Raw genomic sequence first — 17,647 nt, 5'->3', positions numbered from 1 at the left:
GGAACCTGGCCTAGGGTCGGCCCCGTGTGGCTGCACCGGGCGATGCACGCGGGCTTCTACGTGCTGCTGACGGCGTCGGCGGCGCGGTACGTCGCGTACCACGGCGTCGCGCCCGCCGTGCTGGTCACCGCCGCCGTGCTGGGCGCGGCCTACCCGTCCGGGGTGCGGTGGACCGGCGCGCTGCCCGCCGTGCTCGCGTTGTGGCTGGTGCTGGTGTGGTTGGCGCCGAGCTTCGGCTGGTGCGCGATCCCGCTGTTCTTCCAGTGCCTGCGGCAGCTGCGCCCGCGCGTGGCCGTGCCGCTGGCGGCCGTGCTCACCGCGGCGGTGGTGCTGGCGCAGGTGCGGCTGGCCGAGACGGTGGAGCCGAGTCTGGTGCTCGGCCCGGTCGGGGTCGCGGTGATCACCGCCGCGGTGTTCTTCGACCGCCGTCGGCTGCTGCAGCAGGCCGGTGCGCTGCGGGAACGGCAGCGGCTGGCCCGGGAGATCCACGACACGCTCGCGCAGGGCCTGTCCAGCATCACCCTGCTCTTGGAGCTCGGCGACACCGCGCGTGCCCGTGAGGTGGCCAAGGAGAACCTCGCCGAGGCACGCCGGTTCGTCCGCGACCTCTCGCCGTTGCAGGACCGCACGCTGACCGACGCGCTGCGCGCCCTGTGCGACCGGGTGGAGGTGGAGGGCGAGCCGTACCCGCTGCCGGTGCCGGTGGAGGTGGCGTTGCTGCGGGTCGCGCAGGGCGCGCTGGCCAACGTCCGCGAGCACGCCGACGCCACCACCGCGGTCATCACGCTCACGTACCTGGGTGACGCGGTGACGCTCGACGTGTGCGACGACGGCCGCGGGTTCGACCCGGCCGCGCTCCGCCCGGAGCCCGGTCGCGGCTACGGGCTGGAGGCGATCCGCGACCGGGTCGCCGAGCTGGGCGGCACCGTGACGGTGGAGAGCAGGCCGGGCGAGGGCACGGCGCTGGCCGTGAGCGTGCCGACGCCGTGAGCGGGCCGTTGCGGGTGCTGGTGGTGGACGACCACCCGGTCGTGCGGTTCGGCCTGGCCGGCCTGCTGGCCCGCGACTTCGAGGTGGTCGCCGAGGCCGCCACCGGGGAGGACGCGGTCCGCGTCGCCGCGACCCGGGACGTGGACGTGGTGCTGATGGACCTGCAGCTCGGCGCCGGCATCGACGGCGTGGAGGCCACCCGGCGGCTCCGCGCCCTGCCCGACCCGCCGCAGGTCGTGGTGCTGACCACGTACGACTCGGACGCGGACGTGGTGCGCGCGGTCGAGGCGGGCGCGACCGGCTACCTGCTCAAGGACTGCCCGCCCGACGAACTGGCCGCCGCGGTCCGGCAGGCCTCGACGGGCCGCACCGTGCTGTCCCCCGACATCGCGCGACGCCTGCTGCGCCCCGCGGCCACCCCCGCGGTCACCAAGCGCGAGGTGCAGATCCTCGACCACCTCGCCCGCGGCCTGTCGAACCGCGAGATCGCCAAGGCACTGTTCATCAGCGAGGCGACGGTGAAGACGCACCTGGTGCGGATCTTCGACAAGCTGGGCGTGGACACCAGGACGGCGGCCGTGCGGACCGCCGTCGAGCTGAAGCTGATCCGCCTCAGCCCTCGGTGAGCATGCCCTCGGGCAGACCGGGCACGTCCGGCTGCAGCCAGATCGGTCGCCAGTCGGGCAGCTCGTGGAACCGGCGCAGCTCCGCCACGCCCGACAGCCAGCCCGCCCACGCGCCGTACGGCGGCTGACCGGTGTCGAACCCGCTCTGCACGAACGTCAGCCGCGTGCCGCCGTCGGACTCGGCCAGTTCCCAGGTCGACACCATGCCGCCCCAGTCGACGCCCATCCGCCTGCCGGGCTCGAAGTCGACGACCTTGGCGGGCTGCGGGTTCATCTCGAACCCGCCCATGGCGACCCGGCCGCCCTCCCACGCCTCGATGTCGATCTTCGCGCCGAACCACCGCGAGTACTCCTCGGCGTCGACCAGGGAGTGGGCCACCGCGGCGACCGGGGCGCCGATCAGCACCTCACCGCGCATCTCGGTCGTGGCGAAGTCCACCATCGGGGTCAGCGGGCGGCCTTCGACGTGGTCAACCAGGTTCGCCAGCGACAGGCACCAGTACGTGTACAGGTAGCCGAGGACGCTGGTCTCCGCGACGGCCACGCCCCAGCCCGGGAAGTGGCTCTGCGACAGCGTGACCACGGTGTCGCCGCCCTCCTCGGCCCAGCCGATCTCGACGGTCGTGTCCTCGCCGCCGACCCTCCAGCCGAACCGCAGCGAGTCCTCGTCCACGTGCCGCAACGTCTGGTGCGGCGCGTCGCCCTCGGGCGTGAACCGGCCCCAGAACTCGAAGCGGTCGGGCAGCTCCACGGCCGCGTGCTCGGCCAGCCACGTGCCCAGCTCGCCGGCGTCGGTCACGGCCCGGCGCACCCGGTCGACGGGCGCGGTGGTGCGGGCGCGAAGGACCACGGTCTCACTCATCGGTCTCCTCCTTCGGGTAGCACGCCACGGCCAGCCGGAAGGCGTCGCCCTCCGCGCCGCCGTAGCGGGCGAACAGGTCCTGCAAAGTCGTCTTCAGGTCGTCGAAGAACTGCTGCCGCTGGTCGGGCCGCACCCGGATGTCGCCGGACACGCCGAGCGACGGCAGCTCGGGCCGGGTCCGGTCCAGGCCCGCGATGTCCGACTGCACCTGTTCCACCAGGTCCAGCAGGTACCCCAGGCTCAGCTCGTCCTGCGCGCGGCGCAGCCCGAGCCGGCCGACCAGGCCCGGCGACAGCCAGTACGAGCGCGCGCTCGCCTGGTACACGCCCTCGTTGATGCCGCGCACGCGCCGCTCGTTCACCTGCGTCACGAGACCGGCTTCGACCAGGCGTTTCACGTGGTAGTAGACCCGCTGCGGGGTCTGGTCGAGCGCGGCGGCCACCTCGGTGCACGACCGCGGCTCGGCCAGTTGCCGCAGCACCTCGATGCGCTGCGGCTTGAGCAGTGCCTCGGCCTGCTCGATCTGCTCCAGGTACAGGACGTCTCTCATCGCAAAAATCATCTTGTACGTAAAAAACTATTTTGTCAATCGGGCCGAAGAAGACCCCGGGCCACGCGGCCCGGGGTCGTCGTCAGCCGGCTAGAGGGACGAGATCAGCCGCTCCACGCGCTCGTCCACCGCGCGGAACGGGTCCTTGCACAGCACGGTGCGCTGCGCCTGGTCGTTGAGCTTCAGGTGCACCCAGTCGACGGTGAAGTCGCGGCCCGCGGCCTGCGCGGCGGCGATGAAGTCACCGCGCAGCTTGGCCCGCGTGGTCTGCGGCGGGGTGTCCTTGGCGGCCTCGATCTCGCCGTCGTCGGTCACCCGTTCCACCTGGTCCTTGCGCTGGAGCAGGTCGAAGATGCCCCGGCCGCGCCGGATGTCGTGGTAGGCGAGGTCGAGCTGGGCGATGCGCGGGTTGGACAGGTCCATGTCGTGCTTGGCCTGGTAGCGCTCCATCAGCCGGTACTTGATGGCCCAGTCGATCTCGCGGTCGATCTTGGACAGGTCCTCCGACGCGACCGCGTCCAACGTGCGGCCCCACAGCTCCAGCACCCGTTCCGCCATGGGGTCCGGCGCGCGCTTGGCCACGTGCTCCACCGCGCGCTCGTAGTACTCGCGCTGGATGTCCAGCGCCGAGGCCTCCTTGCCGCCCGCCAGCCGCACGGTGCGCCTGCCGGTCAGGTCGTGGCTGATCTCGCGGATGGCGCGGATCGGGTTGTCCAGGCTGAAGTCGCGGAACTGGACGCCCTGCTCGATCATCTCGAGCACCAGGTTGGCGCTGCCCACCTTGAGCAGCGTCGTCACCTCGGACATGTTCGAGTCGCCGACGATGACGTGGAGCCTGCGGTAGCGCTCGGCGTCGGCGTGCGGCTCGTCGCGGGTGTTGATGATCGGGCGGGACCGGGTGGTGGCGCTGGACACGCCCTCCCAGATGTGCTCGGCCCGCTGCGACAGGCAGTAGACCGCTCCGCGCGGCGTCTGGAGCACCTTGCCCGCGCCGCAGATGAGCTGCCTGGTCACCAGGAACGGCAGCAGGACGTCGGCGATGCGGGAGAACTCCCCCGCCCGCGCGACCAGGTAGTTCTCGTGGCAACCATAGGAGTTGCCCGCGGAGTCGGTGTTGTTCTTGAACAGGAAGATGTCTCCCCCGATGCCCTCGTCGGCGAGCCTGCGCTCGGCGTCGACGAGCAGGTCTTCGAGGATCCGCTCACCAGCCTTGTCATGCGTCACGAGCTGGGCGAGGTCGTCGCATTCCGCCGTCGCGTACTCGGGGTGCGAGCCCACGTCCAGGTAGAGCCGAGAGCCGTTGCGCAGGAAGACGTTCGACGAGCGTCCCCACGAGACGACCCGGCGGAACAGATAACGCGCGACCTCATCCGGGGACAGCCTGCGCTGCCCGTGGAAGGTGCAGGTCACCCCGAACTCAGTCTCAATGCCGAAGATCCGCCGCTGCATCCCTCAACAGTAGGCGCATTCGGAGCTTTCCTCAGTGATCCAATCGGGCGGCGCACCGATTTCGCGGATAACGTTCTTGTGTGCTCCGACGAGTGAACCGCCTGGACCTGGCCCTGATGAGGCGTTCCGGGGAGCTGCGCGCCTCGCCCGTCGACGACGGCATGAAGAGATTGTCACGCGCTGCTAACCACAGTGTGTTGTGGCTCGCCGTGGCGGGCGTCCTGGCCGTGCGCAAAGGGGTGACGCGGCGTGCGGGGTTGCGCGGAGTGGCGGCCATCGGGGGCGCGAGCTTCAGCGCGAGCCTGATCGCGAAGCGCCTGTTCCCGCGCCGCCGGCCCGCCGCCGACCTGCTGCACGTGCCCAGGCGGCTGACCAGGCGGCCCAGCTCGTCGTCGTTCCCGTCCGGGCACGCGGCGTCGGCGGCGGCGTTCACCACGGCCGTGGCGATGGAGTCGCCCGCGCTGGCGGCGGCGGTCGCCCCGGTCGCCGCGGCGGTGGCGTACTCGCGGGTGCACACGGGCGTGCACTGGCCGTCCGACGTGGCCGCGGGCGCCGCGATCGGGGTCGGCGCGGCCCTGCTGACCAGGCGTTGGTGGCCGTTGGGGCGGACCGAGCCCGCGTCGGCGCGCGAGCACCGGGCGTTGGCGGCGCTGGTCGACGGCGAGGGTCTCGCGGTCGTGGTGAACCCGAGCGCGGGCGTGGGCGCGGACGACCCGACGGACGACATCCTGCGGGAATGGCCGAAAGCCACGATCGTGGGAATCGAGGATCTCGACACGGTGATCGCCGATCACGCTCCGCAGGCGCTGGGGGTGGCGGGCGGTGACGGGTCGGTGGCGGCGGTCGCCGCGCTGGCCGCGGCGCACAGGCTGCCGCTGGTCCTGGTGCCCGCCGGGACGTTGAACCACTTCGCGCGCGACGTGGGCGTCCAGGGGCTGGACGACACCGCGCGGGCGGTCGCGGACGGCGACGGCGTGCTGGTGGACCTCGCGGCGGTGTCCGTGGACGGCGCCGGGCCGCGCTGGTTCGTCAACACCGCGAGCCTCGGCGGCTACCCGGACATGGTGCGACTGAGGGAGCAGTTGCAGGACAAGTGGGGCAAGTGGCCGGCGGCGGCCATCGCGCTGGCCCGGGTGCTGCGCACGTCCCGGCCGTTGCGGGTGGAGCTGAACGGCGAGCCGCAGCTGGTGTGGATGCTGTTCGTCGGCAACGGCCCGTACCGGCCGAAGGGCTTCGCGCCCACCATGCGGCCCGCCCTGGACGCGGGCCTGATGGACGTCCGGTACATCCGCGCCGACACCCGGTTCTCGCGGGCGCGGTTCTTCGCCGGCGCGGTGCTCGGCTCCCTGCACCGCAGCCGCACCTACCGGCACCTGGAGGCGCGGTGGCTGGACGTGCGGCTGCTCGACGGCGCGGTGGCGATCGCGACGGACGGCGAGGTCGGCCCGACCGGGTCCACGTTCGAGTTCCGCTCCCGTCCGGCGGCCCTGGCCGTCTACCGGCCGCAGGGATAAGCTTGACTCCGTCAACGGTTGAGTTGAGGGAGTCAATGATGACGGTCGCGGACGTCCGCGCGTTCAACCGCTTCTACACCGGCGTGATCGGCGTGCTGGACCGCGGCTACCTGGCCTCGCCGTACTCGCTGACCGAGGTGCGGGTGCTGTTCGAACTGGCCGCGGGCCCCCGCGAGGCGCCCGACCTGCGCACCGCGCTGTCCTTGGACGCCGGCTACCTCAGCCGCATCCTGACCGCCTTCGAGCGCGACGGCCTCGTCACCCGCACGGCGTCCGAACGCGACTCGCGCCGCCACGTCGTCACCCTCACCCCGCACGGCGAGTCGGTGTTCGCCGAGCTGAACGCGCGGTCGGACGCCGAGATCGGCGCGCTGCTGGACCCCGTGCCGCCGTCCGACCGGGTCGAGCTGGTGGCGGCGATGCGGAAGGTCGAACGCCTGCTCACCGGCGTGCCGCGGGCGTACCTGCTGCGGCCGTTGCGGCCGGGCGACCTCGGGTGGGTGGTGAACCGGCACGGCGTGCGGTACGCGGAGGAGTGCGGCTTCGACCGGACCTTCGAGGCCCTGGTGGCGCGGGTCGTGGGCGAGTACGGGGAGGACCACTCCCCCGACCACGAGGCGGCGTGGATCGCCGAGGTCGACGGCGAGCCGGTCGGGTCGATCTTCTGCGTGCGGGTGGACGACCGCACCGCCAAGCTGCGCCTGCTGCTGGTCGAACCCGCCGCGCGCGGCCTGGGCATCGGCGCGCGGCTGGTCGACGAGTGCCTCCGCTTCGCCCGCCGGGCCGGGTACGAGCGGATGGTGCTGTGGACCGTGGCCGGGCTGGCGGCGTCGCGGCACATCTACGAGAAAGTCGGCTTCACCCTCGAGAAGAGCACGCCGGAACGCCTGTTCGGCCGGGACGTGGAGGCGCAGACCTGGGCGCTGGACCTGTGACGCGCGCACGCGGGGTCGTCCCGCACGGCGGCGGAACGACCCCGCGTGATCACGGGAGCCGTGGTGTCACGGCTTGTACCAGGCCTGGTTGAGCCAGCCGTTGCAGTCCCAGAGCTGCACCTTGCTGCCGTTGTGCGTGGTCGACGAGACGTCCAGGTCGAGGCACCGGCCGTCGTGCCGGCTCACGATCTCCCCGTTGGTGTAGATCGTCCACTTCTGGTTGTTCCACCCGTTGCAGTCCCACACCTGGATCTTGGTGCCGTTGTGGGTGGTCGACGAGACGTCCGCGTCGAGGCAACGGCCGTCGTGCGTGCTGCGGATGGTGTTGTCGTCGTAGTAGGTCCACTGCTGGTTCGTCCAGCCGTTGCAGTCCCAGATCTGCACCTTGGTGCCGTTGTGCGTCGGCGACGAGACGTCCGAGTCCAGGCAGCGCCAGTCGTGCTGGTTGTAGATGGGACCGTCCGGCGTCAGCGCGGCGACCGACGCGACCGGCGCGGCCGAGGCGGCCGAGGCGGCCGACGGCGCGACGACCAGGGCGGTGAGCAGCAGGCCCACCACCGCGAGCAGCTTGGTCAGGTACTTCATCCCGATTCCCCCCTCAAGGTTGCGGACCTGGAACGGTCGCAGGGCGGGACGCGGGTCGGGCAGCACAAGGTGAGATATCACCGTGTGATGGCGTGGTGCCTGCGCGTAACGTCCCCCTCGGGCCCGGGCGATTCCCAGGTGGGGGGAATTCGTCATGGAACGCAGAGCTGGGTGGGTTTCGCGCGTGCCGGAGAGCCTGTGGTCGCGCCCGGACGTCGTGGCCGCGCTGCGGTGCCGGGACATCGCGGGCCTGCTGGTGCTGATCAGGCGGTACGCCGGCTGCAGCCAGAACGACCTGGCGGGCGTCACCGGCATCGCGCAGGGGCGGATCAGCGAGTACATGCGCGGGCGGCGGCTGCCCACGCTGGACACGATCGAGCGGATCGCGGACGGCGTGGCCATGCCGCCCCAGTGCCGTCGCCTGCTCGGACTGGCCCCGGAACGCCGCTGACCCCGGTCGCTGGAGCCGTGGGTTCGACATGGTCGAACGGTCAAGCGCTACAGTGATCGTGTGCCCGGTCCCATCCAGTCCATCGAACGGGCAGCCGCGGTGTTGCGGCTGCTGGCCAGCGGCGCGCGGCGGATGGGTGTCGCGGAGCTGGCCCGCGCCCTCGAGCTGCCCAAACCCACCGTGCACGGCATCCTCCGGACGCTGCAGCTGGTCGGGTTCGTCGAGCAGTCGCCGGACACGGGCAAGTACCAGCTCGGCGCGGCGCTGTTCCACATCGGCAGCAGCTACCTCGACGGCAACGAGCTGCGCACCCGTGCGCTGAACTGGTCGGACTCGCTGGCCTCGCGCAGCATGGAGAGCGTCCGCATCGGCACCCTGCACGAGAACCAGGTGCTGGTAGTGCACCACGTCTTCCGGCCGGACAACTCACGCCAGGTGCTCGAGGTCGGCGCGCTGCTGCCCTCGCACGCCAGCGCGTTGGGCAAGGTGCTGCTGGCCGACGACCCCGTCGGGCTGAGCCTCGCCGACGACGAGCCGCTCAAGGCGTACACGCCCGCCACGATCACCGACCTCGACGCGCTCAGCGACACGTTGGAGCAGGTCAGGCAGCGCGGCTGGGCGTCGGACGTGGAAGAGCTGGTCGACGGCGAGGTGTCGCTGGCGGCGCCCATCCGGGACCGGCGGGCGGTGACCGTGGGCGCGGTCGGCATCTCCGGGCCGGTCGAGCGGCTGTGCGACGAGAAGAAGCAGCCGCGCACGGACCTCGTGTCCTACGTGCGTGAGGCCGCGCGGTCGATATCGCGCGAGCTCGGCGCCATCCCGTGGTGACGTAGGCATTTCGGAAGGGTTGACATCTTGTGAGCGTCGGCACAGGATTCACGCGCACCGTACGACATTGTCGAACGGCATTCAGGCCAGAGAGGGCGCGTGGATGACCAACCAGTCGATCTTCATCGGTGAGTTCCTCGGCACCGCACTGCTGTTGCTGCTGGGCAACGGCGTCGTCGCGGGCGTCGTGTTGGCGAAGTCCAAGTCGAACGGCGCGGGATGGGTGGTGATCACGTTCGGCTGGGGCTTCGCGGTGCTCGCGGGCGCCTACGCGGTCGCACCGCTGTCCGGCGCGCACCTCAACCCGGCCGTCACCGTCGGCCTGGCCATCCACAACGGCGACTGGAGCACCGTCCCGCTGTACGTGGGCGCCCAGCTCCTCGGCGCGTTCACCGGCGCCGTCCTGTGCTACTTCGCCTACCTGGGCCAGTTCCGCGCCAACACCGGCGAGGTGCTCGGCATCTTCGCCACCGGGCCGGAGGTCCGCCACCGCGCGCAGAACCTCACCACCGAGGTCATCGCCACGTTCGTGCTGGTGTTCGTCATCCTGGCGACCGGTCAGACCAAGGGCCTGGAGACCTCCGGCACCGGCGTGCTGATCGTCGCCCTGCTGGTCGTCGGCATCGGCATGTCCCTCGGCGGGCCGACGGGCTACGCCATCAACCCCGCGCGCGACCTCGGTCCGCGCCTCGCGCACGCCGTGCTGCCGATCCCCGGAAAGGGTGGATCGGACTGGGGATACGCCTGGATCCCCGTGGTGGGTCCGCTGATCGGCGGAGCATTGGCCGGGCTCGTCGACATCGCCGTCTACTGAGGAGCGTCACACGTGAGCACCTACATCGCAGCCATCGACCAGGGCACGACCTCCTCGCGCTGCATCGTCTTCGACCACGGCGGCGCGATCGTGTCCGTGGCGCAGAAGGAGCACCGGCAGATCTTCCCCAAGCCCGGCTGGGTCGAGCACGACGCCGAGGAGATCTGGGCCAACGTGCTCGACGTCGTGCACGGCGCCCTGCAGAAGGCGTCGCTGACCGTGCACGACCTGGCCGCCGTCGGCATCACCAACCAGCGCGAGACCACGCTGGTGTGGGACAAGGCCACCGGCAAGCCCGTGCACAACGCGATCGTCTGGCAGGACACCCGCACCGACCAGCTGGTCAAGGAGCTCGGCGAGCAGAACCGGTTCCGGGAGAAGTGCGGCCTGCCGCTGGCCACCTACTTCTCCGGGCCCAAGGTCCGCTGGCTGCTCGACCACGTCGACGGCCTGCGCGAGCGCGGCGAACGCGGCGAGGTGCTGTTCGGCACCATGGACACCTGGCTGATCTGGAAGCTCACCGGCCGCCACGTCACCGACGTCACCAACGCCAGCCGCACCATGCTGATGAACCTGGAGACCCTGGACTGGGACGACGAGCTGGTCGACGCGATCGGCGTGCCCAAGGCGATGCTGCCGGAGATCCGCTCGTCCGCCGAGGTCTACGGCACCGCGACCGGCACGCTGGAGGGCGTCCCGGTGGCGTCCGCGCTCGGCGACCAGCAGGCCGCCCTGTTCGGCCAGACCTGCTACTCGCCCGGCGAGGGCAAGTGCACCTACGGCACCGGCAGCTTCCTGCTGGTCAACACCGGCGACAAGCCGGTGGTCTCGGAGAACGGCCTGCTCACCACGGTCGGCTACAAGATCGGCGACCAGCCGGCCGCGTACGCGCTGGAGGGCGCCATCGCGGTGACCGGCGCGCTGGTGCAGTGGTTCCGCGACAAGATGGGCCTGATCGGCAGCGCCCCCGAGATCGAGACCCTGGCACGGTCGGTGGAGGACAACGGCGGCGCGTACTTCGTGCCCGCGTTCTCCGGCCTGTTCGCGCCCCACTGGCGGTCCGACGCGCGCGGCATCATCGCGGGCCTCACCGGCTACATCGACAAGGGCCACATCGCCCGCGCGGTGCTGGAGGCGACCGCGTGGCAGACCCGTGAGGTCGTGGACGCGATGAACGCCGACTCCGGCGTCGAACTGGTCGCGTTGAAGGTCGACGGCGGCATGACGGCCAACAACCTGCTCATGGGCTTCCTGTCCGACGTGCTGGACGTGCCCGTGGTGCGGCCGATCGTCGCCGAGACCACGTGCCTGGGCGCGGCCTACGCGGCGGGTCTCGCGGTCGGCTACTGGTCGGACACCGAGACCCTGCGGGAGAACTGGCACAAGGCCGCCGAGTGGCTGCCGACGATGGACGCGAAGACGCGCGACAAGGGCTACCGCAAGTGGAAGAAGGCGGTCGAGCGGACCGTCGGCTGGATCGACGAGGACGACAACGATGAGTGAACAACGGGCCAGGGCGCGCGAGTCGCTGGGACACGGCGCCTTCGACCTGGTCGTGATCGGCGGCGGCGCGCTGGGCATCGCCACCACGTGGGCGGCGGCACGGTCGGGCCTGCGGGTCGCGCTGGTCGAGGCGGGCGACTTCGCGGGCGCCACGTCCAGCGCGTCGTCCAAGCTCGTGCACGGCGGCCTGCGGTACCTGGCGATGGGTCCGGGCGCGGTGCCGATGGTGCGGGAGAACCACGCGGAGCGGCGCGCGTTGGGCGACCGGCTGGCGCCGCACCTGGTCCGGCCGCTGCCGTTCCTGGTGCCGGTGTACCGGGGCGGGCCGCACTCGCGGCCGGTGCTCGGCGCGGGCGTGGTGCTGTACTCGGCGCTGTCCGGGTTCGGCGACGGCGTGGGCAAGGTGCTGTCGGCGCGGCGGGCCGTGGAGTACGTGCCGCACCTGCGGACCGACGGTCTGCGCGGCGCGGCGCTGTACTACGACCACCAGATGAACGACGCGCGCGTGGCCATCACGGCGGCGCGTGCGGCGGCCGAGGCGGGCGCCGTGCTGCTCAACCACGTCGAGGTCGTGGGGCTGCGCAAGCGGGGCTCGGTGGTGACCGGGGTCGAGCTGCGGGACAAGGTGGACGGCGGCGGGTTCGGGCTGGACGCGTCGGTGGTGGTCAACGCGACCGGGCCGTGGCTGGACTCGGTGCGGCGGATGGAGGACGCGGCGGCCGCGCCGAGCATCCGGCTGTCCAAGGGCGCCCACCTGGTGCTGAAGACGGACACGCCGTGGCGTGCGGCGATGACCATCCCGGTGGACGACGTGCGGGTGTCGTTCGCCATCCCGTGGGAGGGCCAGCTCCTGCTGGGCACGACCGACGAGGTCTACGAGGGCGACCCGGCCGACGTGCGGTGCTCGCAGGCCGACATCGACCAGATCCTCGGCGAGGCGTCGGTGGGCATCTCGTCCGAGGCGCTGGACCGGTCACGGCTGGCGTACACGTTCGCCGGGCTGCGCGTGCTGCCCGGCGGGTCCGGCGACACCAGCCACGCCAAGCGCGAGACCGTGATCACCCGCGGGCGCGGCGGGATGATCAGCGTGGCGGGCGGCAAGTGGACCACGTTCCGGCGCATCGGCGCTTCGGTGCTGGCGCGGGTCGGCGACGCGCTCGGCCGGGACCTGTCGCGGGCGTTCGACGGGGTGCCCGCGGCGTTGCCGGGCGCCGCGCCGCCCGAGCGGGTGTGGGCGCAGCTGGGGCGGGAGCTGCCGCTGGTGCCGGACGACGTGCTGCGGCACCTGGCCACGCACTACGGGACGGTGAGCCACGAGGTGCTGGCGTTGGCGTCGGACGACCCGTCGCTGCTGGACCGCGTCCACCCGGACGGGCCCGACATCTGGGCGCAGGTGGCGCACGCGCAGCGGTACGAGTGGGCGACCGAGGTCGACGACGTGCTGCGGCGGCGGACCACCGTGGTGGTGCGCGGGCTGGACACGCCGTCGGTGCGCGAGCGCACGGGCCGGTTGCTGGCCAAGGCGATCGCGTAAGTCGGGCGGGGTGGTGTCGGTGGGGTTGCGCATACTCGGCGCATGCCCTTCACCAGCACCACCCACGTGCGCTGGCCGGACGTCGACCAGAACGGCCACATGCGCACCACCGCGTACCTGGACGCGGCCGAGGACAACCGGATGCAGTACTTCGCCTCGGCGGGCTTCCCGGTCGCCGAGTTCGCCGCCCGCCGCATCGGCCCGGTCTCCCACGGCGACGACATCCGGTACCGCGCCGAGCTGCGCCTGCTCGACCCGGTCGTGGTCGAACTGCGCCTGGCCGGCCTCGCGTCGGACGGCGCCCGGTTCCGCCTGCACAACAGGATCGTCAGGGCCGACGGCCGCACCGCCGCCACCATCGTGACCACGGCCGGCTGGCTGGACCTGGACGCCCGCAAGCTCGTCACGCCCTCGGACGACCTGCTCGCCGTGCTCACGGGCTTGGAGCGCACCCAGGACTTCGCCGAGCTGCCGTCACCGCTGGCACGCGCCTGATTCACGCGAAAGGGGCACTCACGACGAGTGCCCCTTTCGCGGGTCAGCCCCGCCTCCGGGTCCTCTCTCCCGACCAGGAGGCCCGTCGCGCGATCAACGCGACCAGCCCGAACAGGCCGATCTGACCGGCGATCAAGCCGACCGTCGCCCACACCGGGAAGTCCACCGGGACCGCCCTGAGCGTCAGCACGGGGCCGAGGAGCACCCCGCTCATCACCAGTGCGAGCACGGCCGCGTGCAGCAGGCGGGGCGCTTGGCTGGAGGGCACGGCCACTTCAACCTTGAGACCCGACTTCTCCACGCGCACTCGCGCTTCGCGGGTCGGGTCGCCCCAGCCCGCCGGGTTGTCGGCTCCGGACGTGCCCGGAACCGGCGTTGCGATACTCATGCGAGGTGCCTTTCTTCACCCCTCGAGCCCTTTCCACCCTGGTGGGCGAAAGGGCTCGAGGGTCCGGGGTGGAACGACGGGTCGACATTTCCCCCGAACGCCGCCCGTCCTTCCCCGTGTCTGGCACCCACGTGAGCACGCACTCCGATCGTGCCACCCCGACATCACGATGTCCACACTTTCCCCACCGATTCTGTGGCGAATCGGCACCGGAAGTGCGATGCTGGGCAGAGCAACGAGGAGCGAGGTGCGCCATGTCGTCGGTCGAGCGGGACACGTCGGACAAGCCTGCCGTGGTGGACCGCGTCAACGTCGCGCTCATCGCGGAGGCGGTCGAGGCGTTGGGCAAGCTGCAGGACCGGACCGGGTTGAAGAAGGTCGACCTGGTCAACCGGGCGTTGCTGATCTACGAGTTCGTCGACTCGGAGCTGCGCGCGGGCAACCAGGTGGTGCTGCGCGACCCCGAGGGGCGCGACCAGCTGGTCAAGATCTTCCTGTAGGCACGGCGAAGGCCCCCGGCACGGTCGCCGGGGGCCTTCGCGGTCGCGTGCGGAACCTACGCCTTGTCGTCGTTCGGCGGGAGGTTCACGTCCGTCACCGGCTTCTTCTTGCCGCCCTTGGCGGGTGGCGCCTCGGGCTCCGGCTCGGCCTCGGCCGGCGCCGGGTCGTCGCCGGGGAGCAGGGCCGCCAGTGCGGCGCCCGTGATGCGGCGGAACGCCCGTCGCGGCCGGGCGCGTTCCAGGACCGCCACTTCCAGCTTGCCGCGGTCGAGGAGGTCCGGCTTGCCGTTGCCCGTGGTGGTGCTGCCGGAGCTGAGGGCCCCGACGGCGGTGCGGACGGCGTCGGCCAGGGGCTGGCCCTCGGTGTAGGCGTCCTTGAGGGCGGTGCCCGTCGCCTCGGCCTGGCCGCCCATCACGACGTACTGCGGCTCTTCCACGATCGAGCCGTCGTAGGTCAGGCGGTACAGCGTGTCCTGCTCCGGGTCGGCGCCGACCTCGGCGACGCAGATCTCCACCTCGAGCGGCTTGATCTGCTCGGCGAAGATCGAGCCCAGGGTCTGGGCGTAGACGTTCGCCAGCGAGCGGCCCGTCACGTCGCGCGGGTCGTTCTGGTACCCGCGGATGTCGGCGAACCGGATGCCCGCCTGGCGCAGGTTCTCGAACTCGCTGTAGCGGCCGACCGCGGCGAACGCGATCCGGTCGTAGATCTCGGACACCTTGTGCAGGGTCGCGGACGGGTTCTCCGCCACGAACAGCACGCCGTCGGCGTACCGGAGCACGACGACGCTCCGGCCTCGGGCGATGCCCTTCCGGGCGTACTCCGCGCGATCGCGGAGGATCTGCTCGGGTGAGGCGTACAACGGCATCGTCACTGCTGCGGCTCCCGGGCTCGGCGGATGAGGGTGGGGATGGGGGTCGACACGGCGCTCAGCCCGCCGGCTTGGCCTTGCGGCCCTCGACGACCGACTCGGCCAACGTGGCGGTGTCCGCGTCGGACAGGTGGGCCGCGCCGTCGGCGGTGATCGTCACGACGACCGGGTAGATCTTGCGGATCACGTCCGGACCGCCGGTGCCCGAGTCGTCGTCGGCCGCGTCGTACAACGCCTCGATCGCGGTCCTGGTGGCGCCCTCGGCGTCCGCGTCGGGGTTGTACAGCTTCTTCATGGCCGACTTCGCGAACAGCGAGCCGGAGCCGACGGCCTGGTAGCCCTGCGACTCCTCGTACCGCCCGCCCGTCACGTCGTAGGACACGATGCGGCCCGCGCGGTCCGGGTCGGGCGCGTCGGTGTCGAAGCCGGCGAACAGCGGCACGACCGCCAGGCCCGCGAGCGCGGCGTCGAGGTTGCCCTTGATCATCGCGGAGAGCCGGTTCGCCTTGCCGTCCAGCGACAGCGAGACGCCCTCGATCTTCTCGTAGTGCCGGAGCTCGACCGCGTAGAGCCGGACGATCTCGACCGCGATGCCCGCCGTGCCCGCGATGCCCACCGCCGAGTGGTCGTCGGTGATGAACACCTTCTTCATGTCGCGCTGGGCGATCACGTTGCCCATCGTGGCGCGCCGGTCGCCCGCGATCACCACGCCGCCCTTGAACGTGAGGGCGACGATGGTCGTGCCGTGCGGAGCCTGCACCGCGCTGCCCTCGGGCAGGGTGCGGCTCGACGGCAGCAGTTCGGGGGCCTGCGCGCGGAGGAAATCGGTGAACGACGACGACCCCGGCCTGAGGTAGGCCGGGGGCAGCGACGCGGCCGGGTAGTGCCCGGTCGAGCTGTGGTCCATGTGTTGGTTTCTCTCCTGTCCCGCCGGCGGCTTCTTACTCGCCGCCCTTTTGCACGTACGCGCGGACGAAGTCTTCGGCGTTCTCCTCGAGCACGTCGTCGATCTCGTCGAGGATGGCGTCGACGTCCTCGCCGAGCTTCTCCCGGCGTTCCTGGCCGGCGCCGGCCGCGCCGTCGCCGTTCTCGTCGCCGTCACCGCCGCCTTGGCGCTGAACCTGTTCCTGGGCCATGTCGACCTCCCGGTCTTCGGGTCCTGCGAGTTAAACACTACCCACCAGGCACGACATCCTGCGCCTGCCACTCGGGTCTGTTGATCAGCCCCGGGTGAGCGCCTCCACCAGTTGCTCGGCCGTGTCCGAGGCTTCCAGCAGGGCTCCGACGTGCGCTTTCGTGCCGCGCAGCGGTTCCAGGGTGGGGATCCGGACGAGTGATTCCCGACCGAGGTCGAAGATCACCGAATCCCACGACGCGGCGGCCACCGAAGTGGGGTAGCGCTCCAGGCAGCGACCCCGGAAGTAGGCGCGGGTGTCCTCCGGCGGAGCGAGGATGGCCGCACGCACCTCCTCCTCGCTGACCAGGCGTTTCATCGAGCCGCGGGCCACCAGCCGGTTGTACAGGCCCTTGTCGAGCCGCACGTCCGAGTACTGCAGGTCGACCAGCGACAGCCGGGGCGAGCCCCAGGCCAGGCCGTCCCGGGCGCGATAACCTTCGAGCAACCGCAGTTTCGCCACCCAGTCGAGTCGGTCGGCGCACTCCTGCGGGTCGCGGGCCAGCGCGTCGAGCACCTCGCCCCACACGCGCAGCACGTCCCGGTCGCCGTAGCCCTCCTGCTCGACGAACGCGGCGGCGCGCTCGTAGTAGGCGAACTGCAGGTCCAATCCGGTGAACTTGCGCCCGTTCGACAGCTCGACCTTCACCTTGAGGGTCGGGTCGTGGCTGATCTGGTGCACCGCCCGGACCGGCTCCTGCAGCCGCAGGTCGTCGAACCGGCGGCCGGCCTCGATCATGTCGAGCACCAGCGACGTGGAGCCGCACTTGATGTAGGTGGAGTACTCGGCGAGGTTCGCGTCGCCGATGATCACGTGCAGCCGGCGGTACTTGTCCGCGTCGGCGTGCGGCTCGTCGCGGGTGTTGATGATGCCCCGCTTGAGCGTGGTCTCCAGGCCGACCTCGACCTCGATGTAGTCGGAGCGCTGGGACAGCTGGTAGCCGGCCTCCTCGCCCGCCGCGCCGAGGCCGACGCGGCCGGAGCCGACCACGACCTGGCGGGACGCGAAGAACGGCGTGAGCCCGGCGATCACCGCGGTGAACGGCGTGCTGCGCTGCATCAGGTAGTTCTCGTGGGTGCCGTAGCTGGCGCCCTTGCCGTCCACGTTGTTCTTGTAGAGCTGGAGCCTGGGCTGGCCGGGGACGGTGGCCGCGCGCATCGCGGCCTCCTCCATCACCCGCTCCCCCGCCTTGTCCCAGATCACCGCGTCGCGCGCGTTGGTGACCTCGGGCGCCGAGTACTCGGGGTGCGCGTGGTCGACGTAGAGGCGCGCGCCGTTGGTGAGGATGACGTTGGCCGCGCCCAGGTCCTCGACGTCGCTGTCGCCGGGGTGGCCGCCGGGCGTGCCGAGGTCGAAGCCGCGCGCGTCGCGCAGCGGCGACTCGACCTCGTAGTCCCAGCGCGCCCGGCGCGCCCGCGGTATGTCGGCGGCCGCCGCGTAGGCCAGCACGACCTGTGTCGAGGTGAGCACCGGGTTCGCCGTCGCGTCACCCGGCACCGAGATGCCGTACTCGACTTCGGTTCCCATGATCCGCCGCATATACGCAGACTACGACCTTCCACCGACACACCGCCCGGAC

The 17,647-nt window shown here is 71.5% G+C and carries 20 protein-coding genes; 11 read left to right on the top strand and 9 right to left on the bottom strand.

Annotated elements, in window-relative coordinates:
* The first annotated feature begins 24 nt into the window (after positions 1–24).
* Positions 25–990, top strand: a complete 966-nt coding sequence (locus tag ADK67_RS12920; protein WP_231648157.1) for a sensor histidine kinase — start codon at positions 25–27, stop codon at positions 988–990.
* Positions 987–1,616 (top strand): response regulator, encoded by a 630-nt coding sequence (locus ADK67_RS12915; RefSeq protein WP_053716658.1) that lies wholly within the window; start codon positions 987–989, stop codon positions 1,614–1,616. The genes ADK67_RS12920 and ADK67_RS12915 overlap by 4 nt, the downstream gene beginning before the upstream one ends.
* Here ADK67_RS12915 and ADK67_RS12910 read toward each other — a convergent pair.
* From ADK67_RS12910 to pafA, 3 genes are all read right to left on the bottom strand, one after another.
* Complete coding sequence (locus ADK67_RS12910; protein WP_053716657.1) at positions 1,603–2,478, bottom strand: SRPBCC family protein; 876 nt, start codon at positions 2,476–2,478, stop codon at positions 1,603–1,605. The genes ADK67_RS12915 and ADK67_RS12910 overlap by 14 nt on opposite strands.
* On the bottom strand, positions 2,471–3,028 hold the full coding sequence (locus ADK67_RS12905; RefSeq protein WP_053716656.1) for an ArsR/SmtB family transcription factor: 558 nt from the start codon (positions 3,026–3,028) through the stop codon (positions 2,471–2,473). The genes ADK67_RS12910 and ADK67_RS12905 overlap by 8 nt, the downstream gene beginning before the upstream one ends.
* 90 nt (positions 3,029–3,118) lie before the next feature.
* The gene (gene pafA / locus ADK67_RS12900; protein ID WP_053716655.1) at positions 3,119–4,477 is read right to left on the bottom strand and encodes a Pup--protein ligase; all 1,359 of its coding nucleotides are present in this window, start codon (positions 4,475–4,477) and stop codon (positions 3,119–3,121) included.
* 80 nt (positions 4,478–4,557) lie between these two features.
* Here pafA and ADK67_RS12895 point away from each other — a divergent pair, with 80 nt between their 5' ends.
* Both ADK67_RS12895 and ADK67_RS12890 read left to right on the top strand, forming a co-directional pair.
* Positions 4,558–5,991: a diacylglycerol/lipid kinase family protein gene (locus tag ADK67_RS12895; RefSeq protein WP_231648156.1), complete on the top strand. Its 1,434-nt coding sequence runs from the start codon at positions 4,558–4,560 to the stop codon at positions 5,989–5,991.
* A 38-nt stretch (positions 5,992–6,029) separates the two neighbouring features.
* A complete protein-coding gene (locus ADK67_RS12890; RefSeq protein ID WP_053716738.1) occupies positions 6,030–6,926 on the top strand; it encodes a bifunctional helix-turn-helix transcriptional regulator/GNAT family N-acetyltransferase in 897 nt (298 codons plus the stop codon).
* A gap of 66 nt (positions 6,927–6,992) precedes the next feature.
* Here the strand turns inward: ADK67_RS12890 and ADK67_RS48905 are convergent, their stop codons facing one another.
* Positions 6,993–7,511, bottom strand: a complete 519-nt coding sequence (locus tag ADK67_RS48905) for an RICIN domain-containing protein (protein ID WP_053716654.1) — start codon at positions 7,509–7,511, stop codon at positions 6,993–6,995.
* A gap of 154 nt (positions 7,512–7,665) precedes the next feature.
* On the opposite strand from ADK67_RS48905, the gene ADK67_RS50770 reads away from it, so the two are divergent.
* The 6 genes from ADK67_RS50770 (at position 7,666) to ADK67_RS12855 (ending at position 13,136) form a co-directional block, all read left to right on the top strand.
* Positions 7,666–7,962 carry a helix-turn-helix domain-containing protein gene (locus ADK67_RS50770; RefSeq protein ID WP_157620236.1) on the top strand — a complete coding sequence of 99 codons (297 nt, stop codon included), beginning with the start codon at positions 7,666–7,668 and terminating at the stop codon, positions 7,960–7,962.
* Positions 7,963–8,022: 60 nt separating this feature from the next.
* Entirely contained in the window at positions 8,023–8,790 is a 768-nt protein-coding gene (locus tag ADK67_RS12875; protein WP_053716652.1) for an IclR family transcriptional regulator, read from the top strand.
* Positions 8,791–8,893: 103 nt separating this feature from the next.
* On the top strand, positions 8,894–9,604 hold the full coding sequence (locus ADK67_RS12870; protein ID WP_053716651.1) for an MIP/aquaporin family protein: 711 nt from the start codon (positions 8,894–8,896) through the stop codon (positions 9,602–9,604).
* Between the two features lie 12 nt (positions 9,605–9,616).
* Positions 9,617–11,107: a glycerol kinase GlpK gene (gene glpK, locus ADK67_RS12865; protein ID WP_053716650.1), complete on the top strand. Its 1,491-nt coding sequence runs from the start codon at positions 9,617–9,619 to the stop codon at positions 11,105–11,107.
* Positions 11,100–12,641 (top strand): glycerol-3-phosphate dehydrogenase/oxidase, encoded by a 1,542-nt coding sequence (locus ADK67_RS12860; protein ID WP_053716649.1) that lies wholly within the window; start codon positions 11,100–11,102, stop codon positions 12,639–12,641. The genes glpK and ADK67_RS12860 overlap by 8 nt, the downstream gene beginning before the upstream one ends.
* A gap of 42 nt (positions 12,642–12,683) precedes the next feature.
* Positions 12,684–13,136 carry an acyl-CoA thioesterase gene (locus ADK67_RS12855; protein ID WP_053716648.1) on the top strand — a complete coding sequence of 151 codons (453 nt, stop codon included), beginning with the start codon at positions 12,684–12,686 and terminating at the stop codon, positions 13,134–13,136.
* Between the two features lie 43 nt (positions 13,137–13,179).
* On the opposite strand, the gene ADK67_RS12850 is transcribed toward ADK67_RS12855, so the two are convergent.
* Positions 13,180–13,524, bottom strand: a complete 345-nt coding sequence (locus tag ADK67_RS12850; protein WP_053716647.1) for a hypothetical protein — start codon at positions 13,522–13,524, stop codon at positions 13,180–13,182.
* Positions 13,525–13,778: 254 nt separating this feature from the next.
* Here ADK67_RS12850 and ADK67_RS12845 point away from each other — a divergent pair, with 254 nt between their 5' ends.
* A complete protein-coding gene (locus tag ADK67_RS12845) occupies positions 13,779–14,024 on the top strand; it encodes a hypothetical protein (RefSeq protein ID WP_197289420.1) in 246 nt (81 codons plus the stop codon).
* A gap of 56 nt (positions 14,025–14,080) precedes the next feature.
* Here the strand turns inward: ADK67_RS12845 and prcA are convergent, their stop codons facing one another.
* The 4 genes from prcA to dop all read right to left on the bottom strand — a co-directional run bounded on the left by prcA (position 14,081) and on the right by dop (position 17,607).
* Positions 14,081–14,896 carry a proteasome subunit alpha gene (prcA, locus tag ADK67_RS12840; RefSeq protein ID WP_053716646.1) on the bottom strand — a complete coding sequence of 272 codons (816 nt, stop codon included), beginning with the start codon at positions 14,894–14,896 and terminating at the stop codon, positions 14,081–14,083.
* A 55-nt stretch (positions 14,897–14,951) separates the two neighbouring features.
* Positions 14,952–15,800 carry a proteasome subunit beta gene (prcB, locus tag ADK67_RS12835; protein ID WP_053716645.1) on the bottom strand — a complete coding sequence of 283 codons (849 nt, stop codon included), beginning with the start codon at positions 15,798–15,800 and terminating at the stop codon, positions 14,952–14,954.
* Positions 15,801–15,834: 34 nt separating this feature from the next.
* Positions 15,835–16,029 carry a ubiquitin-like protein Pup gene (locus tag ADK67_RS12830; RefSeq protein WP_053716644.1) on the bottom strand — a complete coding sequence of 65 codons (195 nt, stop codon included), beginning with the start codon at positions 16,027–16,029 and terminating at the stop codon, positions 15,835–15,837.
* Positions 16,030–16,113: 84 nt separating this feature from the next.
* Complete coding sequence (gene dop / locus ADK67_RS12825; RefSeq protein WP_053716643.1) at positions 16,114–17,607, bottom strand: depupylase/deamidase Dop; 1,494 nt, start codon at positions 17,605–17,607, stop codon at positions 16,114–16,116.
* Positions 17,608–17,647 lie beyond the last annotated feature (40 nt).

The organism is Saccharothrix sp. NRRL B-16348 (assembly GCF_001280085.1).
Classification (GTDB): Bacteria; Actinomycetota; Actinomycetes; order Mycobacteriales; family Pseudonocardiaceae; genus Actinosynnema.
Note: the sequence above shows the minus strand (reverse complement) of the source record. Positions and strands in the feature narration are given on the sequence as shown.

Coding starts and splice junctions, on each gene's coding strand:
- ADK67_RS12910 (WP_053716657.1), bottom strand. CDS start 2,478: ATGAGTGAGACCGTGGTCCTTCGCGCCCGCACCACCGCGCCCGTCGAC.
- ADK67_RS12905 (WP_053716656.1), bottom strand. CDS start 3,028: ATGAGAGACGTCCTGTACCTGGAGCAGATCGAGCAGGCCGAGGCACTG.
- pafA (WP_053716655.1), bottom strand. CDS start 4,477: ATGCAGCGGCGGATCTTCGGCATTGAGACTGAGTTCGGGGTGACCTGC.
- ADK67_RS12890 (WP_053716738.1), top strand. CDS start 6,030: ATGACGGTCGCGGACGTCCGCGCGTTCAACCGCTTCTACACCGGCGTG.
- ADK67_RS48905 (WP_053716654.1), bottom strand. CDS start 7,511: ATGAAGTACCTGACCAAGCTGCTCGCGGTGGTGGGCCTGCTGCTCACC.
- ADK67_RS50770 (WP_157620236.1), top strand. CDS start 7,666: ATGGAACGCAGAGCTGGGTGGGTTTCGCGCGTGCCGGAGAGCCTGTGG.
- ADK67_RS12870 (WP_053716651.1), top strand. CDS start 8,894: ATGACCAACCAGTCGATCTTCATCGGTGAGTTCCTCGGCACCGCACTG.
- ADK67_RS12860 (WP_053716649.1), top strand. CDS start 11,100: ATGAGTGAACAACGGGCCAGGGCGCGCGAGTCGCTGGGACACGGCGCC.
- ADK67_RS12855 (WP_053716648.1), top strand. CDS start 12,684: ATGCCCTTCACCAGCACCACCCACGTGCGCTGGCCGGACGTCGACCAG.
- ADK67_RS12850 (WP_053716647.1), bottom strand. CDS start 13,524: ATGAGTATCGCAACGCCGGTTCCGGGCACGTCCGGAGCCGACAACCCG.
- ADK67_RS12845 (WP_197289420.1), top strand. CDS start 13,779: ATGTCGTCGGTCGAGCGGGACACGTCGGACAAGCCTGCCGTGGTGGAC.
- prcB (WP_053716645.1), bottom strand. CDS start 15,800: ATGGACCACAGCTCGACCGGGCACTACCCGGCCGCGTCGCTGCCCCCG.
- ADK67_RS12830 (WP_053716644.1), bottom strand. CDS start 16,029: ATGGCCCAGGAACAGGTTCAGCGCCAAGGCGGCGGTGACGGCGACGAG.
- dop (WP_053716643.1), bottom strand. CDS start 17,607: ATGCGGCGGATCATGGGAACCGAAGTCGAGTACGGCATCTCGGTGCCG.